Origin of the sequence: Nocardia implantans, assembly GCF_035544775.1 — a bacterium.
GTDB lineage: Bacteria > Actinomycetota > Actinomycetes > Mycobacteriales > Mycobacteriaceae > Nocardia > Nocardia implantans.
In genome coordinates, this window is sequence record NZ_JAYKYQ010000001.1 from 93,950 (window position 1) to 110,323 (window position 16,374).

15 protein-coding genes and 1 riboswitch are annotated in these 16,374 nt (G+C 69.4%); of the genes, 7 read left to right on the plus strand and 8 right to left on the minus strand.

Annotated features, from left to right (window positions below):
- The 3 genes from U3653_RS00460 to U3653_RS00470 all read right to left on the minus strand — a co-directional run bounded on the left by U3653_RS00460 (position 1) and on the right by U3653_RS00470 (position 2,272).
- Complete coding sequence (locus U3653_RS00460; protein ID WP_195081035.1) at positions 1 to 1,215, minus strand: O-succinylhomoserine sulfhydrylase; 1,215 nt, start codon at positions 1,213 to 1,215, stop codon at positions 1 to 3.
- The gene (locus tag U3653_RS00465; RefSeq protein ID WP_195080815.1) at positions 1,212 to 1,628 is read right to left on the minus strand and encodes a rhodanese-like domain-containing protein; all 417 of its coding nucleotides are present in this window, start codon (positions 1,626 to 1,628) and stop codon (positions 1,212 to 1,214) included. The genes U3653_RS00460 and U3653_RS00465 overlap by 4 nt, the downstream gene beginning before the upstream one ends.
- 14 nt (positions 1,629 to 1,642) lie before the next feature.
- A riboswitch (SAM riboswitch) is annotated at positions 1,643 to 1,759 on the minus strand.
- A gap of 63 nt (positions 1,760 to 1,822) precedes the next feature.
- On the minus strand, positions 1,823 to 2,272 hold the full coding sequence (locus U3653_RS00470) for an Rv0361 family membrane protein (RefSeq protein WP_195080816.1): 450 nt from the start codon (positions 2,270 to 2,272) through the stop codon (positions 1,823 to 1,825).
- Between the two features lie 380 nt (positions 2,273 to 2,652).
- On the opposite strand from U3653_RS00470, the gene U3653_RS00475 reads away from it, so the two are divergent.
- Positions 2,653 to 4,116 (plus strand): FAD-dependent oxidoreductase, encoded by a 1,464-nt coding sequence (locus U3653_RS00475; protein ID WP_323124528.1) that lies wholly within the window; start codon positions 2,653 to 2,655, stop codon positions 4,114 to 4,116.
- 85 nt (positions 4,117 to 4,201) lie between these two features.
- Positions 4,202 to 5,077, plus strand: coding sequence for an amidohydrolase family protein (locus tag U3653_RS00480; RefSeq protein ID WP_195080817.1), 876 nt, complete (start codon positions 4,202 to 4,204; stop codon positions 5,075 to 5,077).
- Positions 5,078 to 5,080: 3 nt separating this feature from the next.
- On the opposite strand, the gene U3653_RS00485 is transcribed toward U3653_RS00480, so the two are convergent.
- Positions 5,081 to 5,578: a DUF456 domain-containing protein gene (locus tag U3653_RS00485; RefSeq protein WP_323124527.1), complete on the minus strand. Its 498-nt coding sequence runs from the start codon at positions 5,576 to 5,578 to the stop codon at positions 5,081 to 5,083.
- 186 nt (positions 5,579 to 5,764) lie between these two features.
- Here U3653_RS00485 and U3653_RS00490 point away from each other — a divergent pair, with 186 nt between their 5' ends.
- On the plus strand, positions 5,765 to 6,862 hold the full coding sequence (locus U3653_RS00490; RefSeq protein WP_195080818.1) for a CaiB/BaiF CoA transferase family protein: 1,098 nt from the start codon (positions 5,765 to 5,767) through the stop codon (positions 6,860 to 6,862).
- A gap of 311 nt (positions 6,863 to 7,173) precedes the next feature.
- Here the strand turns inward: U3653_RS00490 and yczR are convergent, their stop codons facing one another.
- Positions 7,174 to 8,679: a MocR-like transcription factor YczR gene (yczR, locus tag U3653_RS00495; RefSeq protein WP_195080819.1), complete on the minus strand. Its 1,506-nt coding sequence runs from the start codon at positions 8,677 to 8,679 to the stop codon at positions 7,174 to 7,176.
- 29 nt (positions 8,680 to 8,708) lie between these two features.
- Here yczR and U3653_RS00500 point away from each other — a divergent pair, with 29 nt between their 5' ends.
- Both U3653_RS00500 and U3653_RS00505 read left to right on the plus strand, forming a co-directional pair.
- Positions 8,709 to 8,945, plus strand: a complete 237-nt coding sequence (locus U3653_RS00500) for a hypothetical protein (RefSeq protein WP_195080820.1) — start codon at positions 8,709 to 8,711, stop codon at positions 8,943 to 8,945.
- 82 nt (positions 8,946 to 9,027) lie between these two features.
- A complete protein-coding gene (locus U3653_RS00505; RefSeq protein ID WP_195080821.1) occupies positions 9,028 to 9,654 on the plus strand; it encodes a methylated-DNA--[protein]-cysteine S-methyltransferase in 627 nt (208 codons plus the stop codon).
- Between the two features lie 449 nt (positions 9,655 to 10,103).
- Here the strand turns inward: U3653_RS00505 and U3653_RS00510 are convergent, their stop codons facing one another.
- From U3653_RS00510 to U3653_RS00520, 3 genes are all read right to left on the minus strand, one after another.
- Complete coding sequence (locus U3653_RS00510; RefSeq protein WP_195080822.1) at positions 10,104 to 10,388, minus strand: hypothetical protein; 285 nt, start codon at positions 10,386 to 10,388, stop codon at positions 10,104 to 10,106.
- Positions 10,385 to 12,991 carry a helix-turn-helix transcriptional regulator gene (locus U3653_RS00515; RefSeq protein WP_195080823.1) on the minus strand — a complete coding sequence of 869 codons (2,607 nt, stop codon included), beginning with the start codon at positions 12,989 to 12,991 and terminating at the stop codon, positions 10,385 to 10,387. The genes U3653_RS00510 and U3653_RS00515 overlap by 4 nt, the downstream gene beginning before the upstream one ends.
- A gap of 116 nt (positions 12,992 to 13,107) precedes the next feature.
- Entirely contained in the window at positions 13,108 to 14,397 is a 1,290-nt protein-coding gene (locus tag U3653_RS00520) for an adenylosuccinate synthase (protein WP_195080824.1), read from the minus strand.
- A gap of 281 nt (positions 14,398 to 14,678) precedes the next feature.
- On the opposite strand from U3653_RS00520, the gene U3653_RS00525 reads away from it, so the two are divergent.
- On the plus strand, positions 14,679 to 15,338 hold the full coding sequence (locus tag U3653_RS00525) for a hypothetical protein (RefSeq protein WP_323124691.1): 660 nt from the start codon (positions 14,679 to 14,681) through the stop codon (positions 15,336 to 15,338).
- Positions 15,335 to 16,111 carry a site-2 protease family protein gene (locus tag U3653_RS00530; protein ID WP_195080826.1) on the plus strand — a complete coding sequence of 259 codons (777 nt, stop codon included), beginning with the start codon at positions 15,335 to 15,337 and terminating at the stop codon, positions 16,109 to 16,111. The genes U3653_RS00525 and U3653_RS00530 overlap by 4 nt, the downstream gene beginning before the upstream one ends.
- The last annotated feature ends 263 nt before the right edge of the window (positions 16,112 to 16,374 follow it).

Here is a 16,374-nt window from a genome sequence, read left to right on the forward strand (position 1 = left end):
TCAGGCCAATGCTTGGTCGAGATCTTGGAGCAGGTCCTCCACGTCTTCCAAGCCCACCGAGATGCGCACGACGCCGTCGGTCAGGCCGATGGTGGCCCTGCCTTCGGGGCCCATGGCGCGGTGTGTGGTGGTCGCCGGGTGGGTGATCAGCGACTTCGCGTCACCGAGGTTGTTGGAGATGTCGACGACGCGCAACCGGTTGAGGACTTCGAACGCGCGCTTCTTTGCCTCGTTCTCGGGAGCGTTCAACTCGAAGGTGACTACGGTGCCGCCCCCGCTCATCTGGCCGGCGGCCAGCGCGTACTGCGGATGCGATTCCAGGAACGGGTACCGCACCCAGCTGACGGCCGGGTTGCTCTCCAGGAAGCGGGCGATGCGCAGGGCGGACTCCGTCGAATGGCGCACCCGCAGCGGCATCGTCTCCAAGCCTTTGAGCAGCGTCCACGCGTTGAACGGGCTCAGCGCGGGACCGGTGTGGCGCATCAGCGTTTTCACCGGCCCGTCGATGTAGTCCCGAGCCCCGAGTATCGCGCCGCCGAGCACGCGGCCCTGGCCGTCGATGTGCTTGGTGCCCGAGTAGACCACCACGTCGGCGCCGAGCTCGAAGCCGCGTTGCAGCAGCGGGGTGGCGAACACGTTGTCCAGCACGACCTTGGCGCCCGCCGCATGCGCCAGCTCGGTCACCCGCCGCACGTCGACCAGCGTCTGCATCGGGTTGGCCGGCGTCTCGAAGAAGACCGCCTGCGTGGGCACCGACAGCGCCTGCTCCCACTGGTCGAGGTCCTCGCCGTCGACGAAGACGGTCTCAACGCCCCAGCGCGGCAGGATCTCGTTGCACACCACGAAGCACGAGCCGAACAGGCTGCGCGCGGCGACCAGCCGGTCACCGGCGCCCAGCAGCGCGCCGAGCGCGGTGAACACCGCGGACATGCCGCTCGCGGTCGCGAAGCACGCCTCGGCGCCGTCGAGCAGGCGCATCCGCTCCTCGAACATGGCCACCGTCGGGTTGCCGTAGCGGGAGTAGACGAAGTGCTCGACCTCGCCGGTGAACGCGGCCTCGGCCGCCTCGGCGCTCTCGTAGACGAAGCCGGAGGTCAGGTAGAGCGCCTCCGCGGTCTCCTCGAAACCGGAGCGCCGCAGGCCGCCGCGCACGCCGAGCGTCGCGGGGCCGACGCCGTCGGGCAGCGGCTTGTCGAACGCGCCGCCGGTGATCACGACTGCCGCCACGGCAGTCCGAGAGCACGCCAGCCGGAGCCGCCGCGATGCCCGAATTCGTCGAGCGGGCCCTCGAAGCCCTCGAGCACGTTGTAGGAGGTGCGGTAACCCGCGGAGGTGGCGGCGATCGCCGCGCCCACCGAACGCTGACCGGAGCGACAGAGGAAGACCACCGGAGCCTCCGGGTCATGGCCGTCGAGCGCCTGCTTCAACTGCTCGACGAACGCCTCGTTGCGCGCGCCCGTCGAGTCGACCCACTCGATCAGCACGGTCGGCCGCTCGATCGAACTGGTGTCGGGGACGCCCACGAACTTCCATTCCGCTTCCGTCCGCACGTCCACCAAGACGGCTTCCGGATTGTTCTGCAACAGCTCCCATGCCTGCTGCGGGGTGATGTCACCGGCATAACTCATGTGCACCTCCTGTGAATCCGCACTTGCCGCGCCCGGGACCGAGGCGCCGCCAGGTCGTCACCCGGAGCACCCCACCGCGGAGGAGGGTTGCCGACCAGCAATGCCGGGGCTTGACACTGGTTCTCATGACCTTCGACTGAGATTGCACCGACCCGGGTCACCGTGTCAAACGGTGGCGCACCCTGCGCGAACGCTCAGGTGCACACCAGCCACTTGTCACCGGATCTGGTGAGATTCCAGGTCGTCGTCTTCTCCTGCCCGTCCACCTTCGTGGTGACGGTCGCCTTGCCCCGGTCGCCGTCCACCATGGGCGAGTCGATTTTCGTGATCTCGACCGGCTTTCCGGCGCCGTCCTGGCCCGCCAGCGGTGAGTGGGTCGCGTCGAAGCCCTGGCACGCGGTGCCGGGCGGCGGCACGGCGTCGCTGCGGTTGGAGCCGTCGACGAAGTTGCGGACGGCCGCCGCGATGCGGTCGGCCTCTGTGACATTTTTCTCAGCGGGCGAGAGCACACCGCCGAGCACGATCGCGATCAGCACGATCGCCGCGACCACCGCTGCGGCGACGAACGGGACCACCGAGCGTTTGTCGGTCTGGTCGACGCGGATGATCTCGTCCTCGTCCGCGGCGGGATGCTGTTCGGTCATGAGTCGATGATCCCTGGTCGGCGGCGGTATCGAGCGCTCGCCCCCCGGCTGCGGACCAGGCGCGACGCCGATCCGAAGCGAGGGGCGGCGATAGACCGGGCGCGAGCGGGTAGACGACGATCATGACCGTGGATGGCATCCGCCGGGTTCACGCACCGACGCGGGGCGGCATCGGCCATCCCGATAGAATCGCGGGACGGCGGCCTGCTGTCATAGCGAATCGGCAGCTCCACGCCGCGGCGAACGGAGCACCGTGCAGCCACGAGCCGGCAACGCCGGCGTCCGCACCGGACGGGTGCGACCGAGCCGGTGCGTCAACTTAGCCTAAGCTAAGCCCAGACGTCATTAATTGTTTCGACCATAAAGGTGCGCGTAAAGAGATGACCGAACAGAGTGCAGTAGAGGATGGCGGTGTCCGCGAGCCCTCCGTGGTGACGCAGGCTTCCTCCTCCGGGCCTGACGCGCACACCGCGAGGACCCGCCCGCTCCGCATCGCGATCGTGGGCGCCGGACCGGCCGGGATCTACGCCGCCGACGCATTGATGAAGTCCGACGCCGAGGTGTCGATCGACCTCTACGAGCGCATGCCCGCGCCGTTCGGCCTGATCCGCTACGGCGTCGCGCCCGACCACCCCAGGATCAAGGGCATCATCACCGCCCTGCACAAGGTCCTCGACAAGCCGCAGGTGCGCCTGCTCGGCAACATCGACTACGGCACCGACATCACCCTCGACGACCTGCGCGCCTTCTACGACGCGGTGATCTTCTCCACCGGAGCCAACGCCGACCGTGCCCTGCCCATCCCCGGCATCGACCTCGACGGCTCCTACGGCGCCGCCGACTTCGTCTCCTGGTACGACGGCCACCCCGACGTGCCGCGCACCTGGCCGTTGGACGCGGAGAAGGTCGCCGTTCTCGGCGTCGGCAACGTCGCCCTCGACGTCGCCCGCGTGCTGGCCAAGACCGGCGACGAGCTGCTGCCGACGGAGATCCCGCCGAACGTCTACAAGGGCCTCAAGGCCAACAAGGCCGTCGAGGTGCACGTCTTCGGCCGCCGCGGCCCGGCGCAGGCCAAGTTCACCCCGCTGGAGCTGCGCGAACTCGACCACTCGCCCACCATCGAAGTCATCGTCGACCCCGAGGACATCGACTACGACGAGGGCTCCGAGGCCGCGCGGCGGCACTCCAAGCAGGTCGACATGGTGGCCAACACGCTCGAGCAGTGGGCCATCCGCGACGCGGGCGACCGGCCGCACAAGCTGTTCCTGCACTTCTTCGAGTCCCCCGCCGAAATCCTCGGTGAGAACGGCAAGGTCGTCGGCCTGCGCACCGAGCGCACCCAGCTCGACGGCACCGGCAACGTCAAGGGCACCGGCGTGTTCAAGGACTGGGACGTGCAGGCGGTCTATCGCGCCGTCGGCTACCTGTCGCAGAACCTGACCAACCTGCCGTTCGACGATCAGGCCGGCACCGTGCCGAACGAAGCCGGTCGCGTGCTCGTCGACGAGAACGCCGACGGCGCCGCGCGCTACATGCCCGCCACCTACGTCACCGGCTGGATCAAGCGCGGCCCGGTCGGCCTGATCGGCCACACCAAGGGCGACGCCAACGAGACTATCGCCTGCCTGCTGGACGACGCTCCCCGCTTCACCCCGGCCGAGCGGCCCGAGCCGGAGGCCGTCATCGAGTTCCTCGAGGGCAAGGGCATCCCGTTCACCACGTGGGCCGGTTGGTACCGCCTCGACGCGCACGAACGCTCCCTCGGCGAACCGGAGGGCCGCGAGCGCGTCAAGGTCGTCGAGCGCGAGGACATGCTGCGCGCCAGCGAACCGCACAAGGTCTGATCACCCACCGAGTGACCGCCTCCGCCGCCGTCGCGACACCCCAGCTCTGGCAGCGGAAAATCCGACCCTGAGGCATTCTGTACAAGTGTTCGATGCCCACCTGCACATTTTCGACCCGCGGTTTCCGCTGGCCGAGAACGAGGGCTACCTGCCCGACCCGTTCACCATCGCCGATTACCGCAAGCGCATGGCGCGCTACGACATCAGCGGCGGCGCCGTGGTCAGCGGGTCGTTCCAGGGCACGGACCAGACCTACCTGAAGGCCGCCCTCGCCGAACTGGGCGAGGGCTGGGTCGGCGTCACCCGGCTCGATCTGGACGCCACCGACGAGGAGATCCTGGAACTGGACCGGATCGGGGTGCGCGCGCTGCGGTTCAACCTCAAGCGCGCGGCCACCGACATCACCGGCATGACGTTGCAGGCGCTGCGCGCCTACGACCTGGCCGGCTGGCATGTCGAGGTCTACATCGACGGCACGATGCTGGCCTCGCTGCAACCGGTCATCTCCAAGCTGCCCGCGCTGTCGGTCGACCATCTGGGCATGTCCGCCGAAGGGGTGCCCTTCCTGCTGGATCTGGTCGACCGCGGAGCCAAGGTGAAGGCGACCGGTTTCGGCCGGGTCGCGATGAACGTCGCCGACACGCTGCGCCGGGTGCACGCGGTGAATCCGGAAGCCCTCATGTTCGGCACCGATCTGCCCGGCACCAGAGCCGGGCGCCCGTTCCGGGACTCGGACGTGGACCTGCTCTGCGACGTGGTGGGCACCGACATGTACGCGGTGCTGGAGGACAACGCCCGCGCCTTCTACCGGCTCCCGGCCCGCGAGCGCGTCGTCAGTGACGATCCGCCTCCCACGCTGCCGTTGCACCGGCCGGAACCGCCGACCCTCCGGCTGCGCCGCGACGAACTCCCGGGAAGCCGCGCGGGCGACACTGTCCCGTTTCCCGCCATCGATCGGTAACGCTCAGACGGCGAAGACGCCCGCGAGCCAGACCCCGGTGGCCAGCAACGCGCCGAACAGCTCGATCAGCATGGACAGGCCGACGCCCTTCAACGCGTGCACCGTCGCCTGCCACGCCTGCCGGTTGACCCGCAGCCGCTGGAGTTCCCAGAGGTAAACGCCGAGAACGAAACCCACGAACAGGCCGACCACCGGGATCACGAAGAAACCGATCACGCCGAGGATCGCGCCGAGCAGGAGCGCGCGGTTGGACACTCCCGCGTCTTTCATCCGCCGCCCCGGCCAGGTGTATTTGACGACACCCGAGAGCACCAGCAGCACGGTGCTGATCGCGAACACCGTCCAGGCCGTGGCGCCCCCGGTGAGGAATGCCCAGACGGCGATGGCCGCGAAGATCAGGATGACGCCCGGCAGGATCGGCACGACGATCCCGGCCAGACCGACCACGATCGCGAGACCGGCGAGAAGGTTGTACCACCCCTGATCAGACAGCGCTTCCACACGTGCAGCCTAGAGCCGGGCGCACCATCGGGCGAGCCGTCGATTCAGCGCCCGTGGACGTTCGAGGATGCCCAGGGCTTCGGCCCCCACGTTATTGTCATACTGTCAATACATCCTTCCCGGTGGCTGCCGGGAGGACGCACCGGCCACCGGTGCGCTGGATCGAACGACGAACCGAGGTAGGGCGTGAGCACTCCATCCACCGCCAAGCAGGGCCCGCTCGCGGGCATCAAGGTCATCGAGCTGGCCGGGATCGGCCCCGGTCCGCACGCCGCGCTGCTGCTCGCCGATCTGGGCGCCGACGTGGTGCGGGTGCAGCGGGCCGGCCAGCTGCCCGGCGGGTTCGACCGTCCGCAGCTGCGCGGCCGGACCATCGTCGAGGCCAACCTCAAGGACCCCGCCGACATCGAGAAGGTGCTCGGCCTGGTCGAGAAGGCGGACGTGCTGATCGAGGGCTTCCGCCCCGGCGTCACCGAGCGACTGGGCATCGGCCCGGACGACGCGCTCGCCCGCAACCCGCGCCTGGTCTACGGACGGATGACCGGCTGGGGTCAGGAGGGCCCGCTGGCCGATCGCGCCGGGCACGACATCAACTACATCTCCATCACCGGCGTGCTGCACGCCATCGGCCGCAAGGGTGAACGCCCCGTTCCGCCGCTGAACATGGTGGGCGATTTCGGCGGCGGCTCGATGTTCCTGGTGTTCGGCATCCTCGCCGCGCTGGTCGAGCGGCAGCAGTCCGGCAAGGGCCAGGTGATCGACGCGGCCATGGTCGATGGCGCCCTTGCCCTTTCGCACATGATCTGGGGCATGCGCGGCGCGGGCGCCTGGTCCGATGAGCGCGGCGTGAATCTGCTCGACACCGGAATGTCGTTCTACGACACCTACGAAACCGCCGACGGCAAGTACATGGCGGTCGGCGCGATCGAACCGCAGTTCTACGCCCAGCTGCTCGCCGGGCTGGAGATCGACGCCGACGGCCTGCCGTTCCAGCTCGATCCCGCCGGGCAGGACACGCTGAAAAAGCTCTTCGCCGAACGCTTCCGGACCAAGACGCGGGACGAGTGGGCCGAGATCTTCGTCGGGACCGACGCGTGCGTCTCCCCCGTGCTCACGTTCGAGGAGGCGACGCGCAACGAGCACATCGCGGCCCGCGGCTCACTGCTCGAGCTGGACAACATCACTCAGCACGCCCCCGCGCCGCGATTCTCCCGCACCCCGAACGGAATTCCGACCCCGCCGCCGACCACCGCCACCCCGATCGAAGCGGTCTGGGCCGAGTGAGCATCGGGCGGGGTGGCGTGGTGCCATCCCGCCCCGTGGCCGATAATTGAAACTTGTAACATACCAACCGGTTCGACAGTTTCGTGCCGGTCCTGCCATACTGTCCGCGAGCAGGTGGCTTTTCGAGAATCGCGGACCGCATGCGGTCCGCTCCTTGACCGCCGCTCTCGCCGGAGGCCTTCGCGCCGTGCGAGCTTCTGCACACCGCCCGAGCACGACGAGGGCCAGTCCCGAGGGGTGGCAGGCCGATCGTGCTCGGCGGTGTGGGAACATGCCGCAGGCGGAGGCACTCCCACCTCGTCGAAATCGCCTCAGTAGCAGGTCAACGGCGTCAACGGATCCGCGGCGCGCGGCGTGAGCGCCGCGTAGGCGGACGCGATGGCCTTGACCGCCAAACGCAATTCGGGTTCCTGGTGGGTGAACGGCAACCGCAGGAACCGTTCGAACGCGCCCTGCACACCGAATCGGGGTCCGGCCGCGAGCAATACGCCGTGGTTGGGAGCCGTGGCGGCCAACGCCGTCGAAACGGAGGTCGGCAGCTGCGCCCACACCGACATTCCGCCCGCGCCGACGCTGACGCGCCAGTCCGGCAGTTCCTCGGCGAGCGCGTCGAGCAGTGCGGCACGCTGCGAGCGCAATTGGTCCCTGCGCCGGTCGAGAATCGCCTCCGCGTGCTCCAGCAGATGCACGGTGGCCAGCTGATCCATCACGGGGGTGCCGAGGTCGACCGTGGAGCGGATGCCGAGCAGCTTGGTGATCAGCGCCTGGCTGGTCCGGATCCAGCCGACGCGCAGACCGCCCCAGAACGATTTCGAGGCCGAGCCGATGGTCACGATCTCGGAGCCTTTGGCGAAGGCGGCGACCGGCGGCGGCGGAACTTCGTCGCCGAGCCCGAGGTCCGCCATCGATTCGTCGATCACGATGGTCATCCTGGTCTCCCGCGCGATGGCGGCCAGTTCGGCGCGGCCGTCGGCGTCGAGCAGCAGGCCGGTCGGGTTGTTGTAGTCCGGCACCAGATAGGCCAGGCCCGCCGCGGTCTGCCGCGCGGCGCTGCGGATGCCGTCGAGGTCCCAGCCGCCCGCCGGGTCCTCCGGGCGCAGCGGCACCGGCACCGGCCGCGCGCCCACGTCGCGGATCGCCTCGATGGCGTTCGGGTAGGTCGGATGGTCGATCAGCACGCGGGCGGCGGGCACCGTGAGCACGTTCAGCAGCAGGCGCAGGCCGTGCTGGGCGCCGAGGGTGACCAGGATCTGATCGGGCTCGGTGGGCAGCCCGCGCGCGGTGTAGCGGCGGGCGATGGCCTCGCGGAGCGCGAGCACGCCGACCGGGTCCATACCGTGGGTGCCGAGGTAGGCCGGAATCCCTTCCAGAGCGACGGAATACGCGTCCTGCATCTCCAGCGGGGCGGCCATGGCGGCATAGGTCATGTCGACGGTGGGCAACTCGGGCGAGCCCATCATCGCCAGGATGCTGCGGGCCGGTTTGACGCCGTCGTGCTGCACGTCGCGGGGCAGGGCCACCGTGCTGCGCGAGCCCTGGCGGCTGATCAGGTAGCCGTGCTCGCGCAACAGCGCGTAGGTGGAGGTGATGGTGGTGCGGCTGACCCCGAGGGTGGCGGCGAGATCCCGTTCGCTGGGCAAGGCGACGCCCAGCGGCGCGCGCCCGTCGTGGATCAGCAGCCGGATGCCCTCGGCGAGCGCCAAGTAGGCCGGGCGAGTGGACCGCCGCCCGGCCGCATCCGGATCGCCGTCGTGCGCGTGCCGCCAACGGCCCAGATCGCGAGCCAGGCTGCCCGCGCCGATCACTCTCGTCGCCATCGGTCCAGTATCGGCTGATTGGATATTCATTGGCAAGGCCAGTGGCGCGCACGCTGGCGGACATGACCGTCCTCGCCACTCTGCTCTCCGCCGCCCTGCTCGGCTTCCTGATCCACCGATTCGCGCCGGACCGCGACACCCGCACCTTCCGCCTCGAACGCTTCCACCCCCGGACACGGATGTCGGACCAACCTCTCTCCTATTACGAGCACCAGCGGAGATACTCCGACCTCGCCGCGATCCACAGCCGTGGCGAAGCGCCATAAGCGATCCGGATATCTAAAGCCAGTTTCGGAAAACTGGACCGCTCATTGCGCACTTGTCGGTCCCGCGGTGCAGACTTGCCTCATGAGTGACGCCGCTCGCCTCGCCGCCGATCGTCCGGCGGCCGAGGCCACCGAGCCTGAGGTCTCCGGCCGCCCCGCACCGTCCGGCCCGATCGCGGCGACGCTGTTCGACACCGCGATCGGCTGCTGCGCGATCGCGTGGAACGAGCACGGCGTGATCCGTTTCCAGCTCCCGGAGGCGACCCCAGCGGCTACCCGCGCGCGCATCACACGCGGACGCACCGGCGAGCGAATCCACGAAGAGCCGCCCACGGGCGCCGTGGCCGCCGCCATCGCGGGCATCCGCGCCCACCTCGCCGGCGAACTCGACGACCTGCGCTGGATCGCACTGGACACCAGCGGGATTCCCGACTTCCACCGCGCCGTCTACGCCGTCACGCGCGCCATCGACCCGGGCCACACCCTCAGCTACGGCCAGGTCGCCCACCTCGTCGGCGCCCCGGGCGGCGCACAGGCGGTCGGACAAGCCCTGGGCCGTAACCCGATCCCCCTGATCATCCCGTGCCACCGCGTCCTGGCCGCCGACCACGCCTTACACGGCTTCTCCGCCCCCGGCGGCATCGACACCAAGCAGCGCCTCTTGGCCATCGAGCGCACCCCGGGCTTCGGCGAGCCCACCTTGTTCTGAACGACCGCTGCCGCAAATACATCGAACGCCGCAGCGCCGCTTCGAATTGCCGCCGCAGACCATCAACCAGCTCGACCACGTCTCGAGCGAAGCGAGACCAAGCAACCGCCGTTCGCGGCCCGCTCGTGTCTACCCAGCTGCGGCATACGCGAAGAAGGAGCGCGCGGGTCGGTCGAAGAAAGCCGACACCAGCCACGACGAACGGGCGTGCCCCCGGCAGCGAGCCGCGACACCGACGCGCCCAGCGCACCTCGACCACGACTTTCGAGCGAAGCGAGACCGAGCATCCGCCGTTCGCGGCCCGGCTCGCGTGTGCGCGGCCGCCGCGTACGCGACGAAGGAGCAAGCGGCGGTCGCGCACACGCGAGCCACAAAGGGGCCGCGAACACTCAGCGCCGAAGGCGCGGCAATTCAGCACAGCACACCCAGCGCCGCGGGCGCTGGAGAAATCACAGCACCGGGTGGGCGCGGTAGAAGTCGCAGGCTTCTCCCGTGATGTAGCCGTCCTCGCAGCCGAAGTAGGTCTGGATGCAGGCGTTCGTCGAGCAACCGAGTTCGATCAGCTTCTGCCTGACCCGGGCGTTGCGCTCCTGCGGCGTCTCGGTCTTCGGCGCGACCGTCGCCGAGGCAGGCGCAGAACTGGGAACTGGCTGCGGCTGCCGGTCCGAGCATCCGGCGGCCAGGACCAGTCCGGTCGCCATCGTCGCGATCACCGCGGCGGGCCGCAGGGTCACATCGCGCTCCCGGACTCACCGCGCATCAGCGCGCCGAGGGACTCCCGATCGGTGACGTCCATCTTGATGCAGGCCCGGTAGAGATGGCCTTCGACGGTGCGCACCGAGACGGTGAGCCGGTCGGCGATCTGCCGGTTGGACAGGCCCGCGGCGACGAGGTTGGCGATCTCGCGTTCCCGCGCGGTCAAGGGCAAGGGTTGCGCGGCCTGCCGCAGCGCCGGGGTGCTCGCTCCGCCGCAGGCGGCGGCGAGCCGGTTGGCCGCGGCGGCGGACTCCAGCAACTTGCGCCGGTCCCCGGCGCGCTCGTGTGCCGAGGCGGCCTGCGCCGCGGCGTCGGCGGCCGACAGCAGCACGCCGATGCGCTCGAATTCGGCCGCGGCCGCGTCCAGCCCGGGTCCGTCGTGGGCGGCGAGCGCGACCGCGTGCCGCGCTTGCGCCTGGACCAGCCGCCCTTCCACCCGGTCGGCCAGTTCCGCCAGTCGCCCGGACACGGAATGGTCGCCGAAGCGGGCCGCGGTGTGCAGCGCCATGGCCTCGATCGCGTGCTGATGCGAGCGCGCGGCCGCGTCCGCGGCGCCCACCGCGATGCGGATGGCGGGCGTCACGGTTCCTTCGGCTGCGGCCAGCCAAGCACGCGCCACTTCCAGTTGCGGTTCGTACACGGCGCTGTGCCTGCCGCCCCGCGCGGTGGCGTGCGCGATCGACTCGGCGGCCTCGACGGGCCGCCCGAGCGCCGAATACGCTTCCGCCAGGCGGATTCGCGCGGGGAACATCCATGCGGCCGCGCCCTCCGCGGCCAATGCGGCCAGCGCCTGTTCCAGATTCTCGATGCCGTCCAGGAAGCGGCCCTGCGCCACATCGACGGTGCCTTGCAGGATCTTCGACATGCCCCAGGCCAGATACTGACCCGGCGATGAGTAGCCGACGAACGCCCCCGCGCAGCGCCTGGCGGCCTCCAGATCGCCCGCGAATGTCAGGGCGAGCACCTCGGCGTGCGTGGACATGAAGCGGTTGAGCCCGTCGATGTGCTCTTCCACCTCGTGCCCGCGGGCGGCGTACCGTCTGGCGTCCTCGGCCTTGCCCATCAACGCCGACGCCAGGCCGCCGCCGAACGACGCCCACCACACCGCCCACGGCGGCGCGCCGTCGGCGGACATCACCGCCTCCGCCTCGGCGATCGCGTCGTCGACGCGGTTCTCGTTCACCAGGCTGGCGGACGCAAGACCGGTGAAGATGGCCGCGATCTTCGGATGCCGCACCTTCCCGCGCACGAGCTTCAGCACCTCGTCGGCGCGATCGGCATCGCCCATGGCCCACAACAGGTTCGCCACCCTGGTGCTGCCCCAGCGCGCCAACTGCACCTCGTCGAGCTGGTCGGGGTCGAAGCTGGCCAGGGTGCGCTCGGCCTCGATCCGGTGCCCCTGCCACAGCAGGGCGCGCGCCAGCAGGTCGGCGGCCTCCACGCCGCCGCGCCGCTCCACGGCTGCGCGGGCGAAACGCTCGCCCAGCGGCAGATTCGCCAATCCGATCGCGTCGGCCGCGGCCGCTTCGAACAATTCCAGATCCGCGGATTTGTCACTGTCCAGCGCCAATTCGGCCAGCCGGATGCGGTCGGCGGCGGAATTGATCCGGCGTTCCTTGAGCGAGGAATACAACCGGCCGCGCAGCCGCCGCGCCGAGGCGATGCCGAGCCTGCGGCGGATCACCTCTCCGAACAGCGGGTGGTTGTAGCGCACGATCAGGTCGCGCGAATTCTCCACCACCCGGATCACACCGCGCGTTTCGGCGGCTTCCACCGCGTCCTCGCCCGCCAATTCGGCGAGCACGTCGAGATCGATCGGCTCGCAGAAGGTCAGCAGTTCCAGCACCCGCAGCACCGGCTCGGGCAACTGCTCGACCCGGTCCTCCAGCAGCGCGGCAAGCTCCGAGGTCACCGCCGCGCGTCCACGCAGTTGCCACACGCCGTTGACCTGACGCAGCGTGCCCGCCTCCAGCGCTCCCTCCACCAGATGCCGCAGGAACAGCGCGTTTCCGGCGGATGACTCCCACATCAGATTGGCGGTGAACCCCTCGAGCTGCCCGCCGAGCATCGACTCCACCAGTTCGACGCTCTGGCGCTGGGTGAACGGCCGCAGGTCGATGCGCGTCAGGTGGCCGTCTTTCCACAGTGAGGTGACCGCGTCCGGCACCGGAACGCCGCTTCGCACGGTCACCACGATGTGCGCGGCTTTGTCGATCGCCAGTTGCAGCAGCAGCGTGGCGGAGAGCTGATCGAGCAGATGCGCGTCGTCGACGCCGATCACCGTGTCACCGTCGGCGAGCAACGCCTCGCGCGCCGCCGACATGAACGTGACCGGATCGTGCGCCGTATAGACGCCGACCATGTGCGCGAACACGCCCAGCGGGATGCTGCGCGCCGACTCGGTGCCCGCCACCCAGCGGACATTGCCCCCGATCGCGGAGGTGGCGTGCCGGGCCAGGGTGGTCTTGCCCACCCCGGCGTCGCCGGTCAGTACCACGCCGACGTGCTCCGGACCGGTCAGCGCCGCACGGATCGCCTCGAATTCGCTCTCGCGCTCGATCATCGGCCAGTTCCGAGCCATGTTCCAACTGTAGTTCTTCACCGATCATGATCGAAGCCGAGCGAGCACGATAGATGTGGCGAATTTCCGGTGATCTTGCCGAAATTCCGCTGGCCGACGCGGAATTCGAACAGGTTCTAACCCAGTACGTCGTGCCGGACGATGGTCTGGTCCCGCCCAGGACCCACACCGATGCAGGAAATACGCGCGCCGGACAGCTCCTCCAATCGCAACACGTACGCCTGAGCGTTGGCGGGCAGCTCCTCGAAGGTGCGCGCACCGGAAATGTCCTCCCACCAACCGGGCATTTCCTCGAAAATGGGCTTCGCGTGATGGAATTCGGTCTGCGTGGTCGGCATCTGCTCGACCCGCTCGCCGTCGACCTCGTAGGCGACGCAGATCGGCACCGTCTCCAGACTGGATAGAACGTCCAGTTTGGTGAGGAAGTAGTCGGTGATGCCGTTGACCCGGGTGGCGTAGCGCGCGATCACCGCGTCGAACCAGCCGCAGCGGCGGGCGCGCCCGGTGGTGACGCCGACCTCGCCGCCGGTCTTGGCCAGGTACGCGCCGAACTCGTCGAACAGCTCGGTGGGGAACGGACCGGAACCGACCCTGGTGGTGTAGCACTTCAGGATGCCGAGCACCGTGTTGATCTTGTTGGGTCCGATGCCTGCGCCGACCGCCGCGCCGCCCGCGGTCGGGTTCGACGAGGTGACGTACGGGTAGGTGCCGTGGTCCACGTCGAGCAAGGTGCCCTGCGAGCCCTCCAGCAGGACCGTCTCACCGCGCTCGAGCGCAAGGTTCAGCCGCAGCCTGGTGTCGGCGATCCGGTGCTTGAAGCTGTCCGCCTGGGTGAGCACCTCGTCCACCACCTGCTGCGGGTCGAGCGCGCGGCGGTTGTAGATCTTGACCAGCACCTGGTTCTTGAACTCCAGCGCCGCCTCGACCTTCTGGGTGAGGATCTTCTCGTCCAGCACGTCCGCGACGCGCACGCCGACGCGGGCCACCTTGTCCTGGTAGCACGGCCCGATGCCGCGGCCGGTGGTGCCGATCTTCTTGTTGCCGAGGAAGCGTTCGGTGACCTTATCGATGGCCACGTGGTACGGCATGATCAAGTGCGCGTCGGCCGAGAGCAGCAGCCCCGAGGTGTCGACGCCGCGCTGCTCCAGGCCCGCCAGCTCGTCCAGCAGCACGCCGGGGTCGACGACGACACCGTTGCCGATGACGTTCGTCACGCCGGGGGTCAGGATGCCGGAGGGGATCAGGTGCAGGGCGAAGTTGTCGCCGTTGGGCAGGACCACGGTGTGACCCGCGTTGTTGCCGCCTTGGTACCGAACCACCCAGTTCACCCGACCACCGAGCAGATCGGTTGCTTTGCCCTTCCCCTCGTCGCCCCACTGGGCGCCGATCAGGACGATTGCCGGCATGGTCGTGTCTCCTACGGTTCGACAGGCAACACTGGTGTGTTGCAGCTACCTGCCGTACTGAGGCGGTGGCCGGAAGCACAGTCTAGCCGACCCGTCCCGAGCGGCATCGCGGCGGATCTCGTCGTAGGCTCGACAACCGTGTGGCCGCGGCCGGGCAGGGCTAAGGTTGCACGGCACGCCGAGCGGCAGCGCGGCGGGCACGGGCGAGCCGCAGCGGGTTCGCCAGGCAATGGCGAGGGGCCCGACGGTGTCGGCTCGAACCGAGGAGGGTGTACGGCAGCTTGAGTACCCATGTTCTCCGCTGCGACGGCGCCCCCGTACCCATCGCGCTCGCGGCGCTGCCGACCACCCAGACGGCTGTCGTCCCCGATCCCGCCGTGATCGATGAGCTGCTTCCCGTGCTGGCCGCCGACAGCCTGCCGCGCCTGATCGTGCTGGGCGACGACGCCGCGCTCGCCGCGGTGCTCACCCATCTGATGCGCACCGAGCGCCTGCACGTGGAGATCGGGTACGTCCCGGTCGAGAAGACCTACGCCTCGCGCGCCTACCAGACCGGCACCGGCAACGCCGCCGCCAAGCGCGCCATCGGCGGCCGCGCCGTGGAGACGCCGCTGGTCCGCGACGACACCGGCAAGGTACTCGCGGGCCGGGCGGTGATCACCGGCGTCGGCGGCGATCGGCTCGAAGGCGAGGCCTACGTCGACGACACGCTGCTGTTCTCCGGTGAGGTGACGGCCATGCTCGTCTCGCCGTGCCTCGAACCGCCAGGTGTGCGGGCTGCCGTGCGGCGCAGGTTCCGCAAACGGCGCTGGGTGGAGGGGCGAGCGGCGCAGCTCGGCACGCCGGGCGCGATCGTGACCAGGGACGGCGTCCGCGCCGATCGCCCGGCGCCGCGCTCGAGTTTCTACCGCCATCACGAACCCTGGCTGCTGGTGCGATGAGTTTTTCCCTGAACCGCCGATCGCGTGCGGTCCGGCCGAGCCCGGTGTTCCTGCTCGTGGTCGTGGTGACCGCGGTCGGCGGCGCGCTGGCCTGGGATGCACCGCTGGATTCCACCAGAGCCAAGGCCGGTGTGTTCGTCCTCGTGGTGTTCGGCTGGGTGGTCTCGCTGTGCCTGCACGAGTTCGCCCACGCGTACACGGCGTGGCGCGCGGGTGATCGCGAGGTGGAGTTGCGCGGCTACCTGACGCTCAACCCGCTGAAGTACAGCCATCCGCTGCTGTCGATCGTGTTGCCGATGGTGTTCATCGCGTTGGGCGGGATCGGCCTGCCCGGCGGCGCGGTCTACGTGCACACGCACAATGTCGCGCCGCGCACGCAACGGATCATCAGCGGCGCGGGGCCCGCCGTGAACGCGCTGTGCGCCGTGCTGCTGCTGGCGATCGTGCGGATCTGGGGCAGCTCCGGCACGCACGCCGCGTTCTGGTTCGGCCTGAGCTTCCTCGCGTTCCTGCAGATCACGGCGACGCTGCTGAACCTGGTCCCGCTGCCGGGCCTGGACGGCTACGGCATCGTCGAGCCGTCGCTGAGCTACCAGACCAGACGCTCGCTCGACCAGTTCAAGCCGTTCGGCATGCTGATCCTGTTCGCGCTGCTGTTCACCCCCGCGATCAACCAGGTGTTCTTCGACGCGGTGTACGCGCTGTTCGAACTGTCCGGCGTTCCGTCGAATTGGTCCCGCTACGGCAGCTACCTGACGCGGTTCTGGACCTGATCTTCGGCGACCCGCCGCAGCGGCCGTGCTGCGTGGCGCGGGGCCGCCCGGTCGGGTTGCCGAACGGCCCCGCTTCTTCGCCCGTGTCCGATCCCGCCCCCTCCCGGCCGCCACACCCCTTGGCCGGGAGGTCCTTTCGTCCACGTGCGAAGCGATCGACCGCGATACCCCGCGACTCGCGGTCACATCGCAAAGCTACGACGAGACGACGCGCGCAACCCGAGTAGCGGACTACCCGAAGATCGAATTCGCGGCGCGCCGCG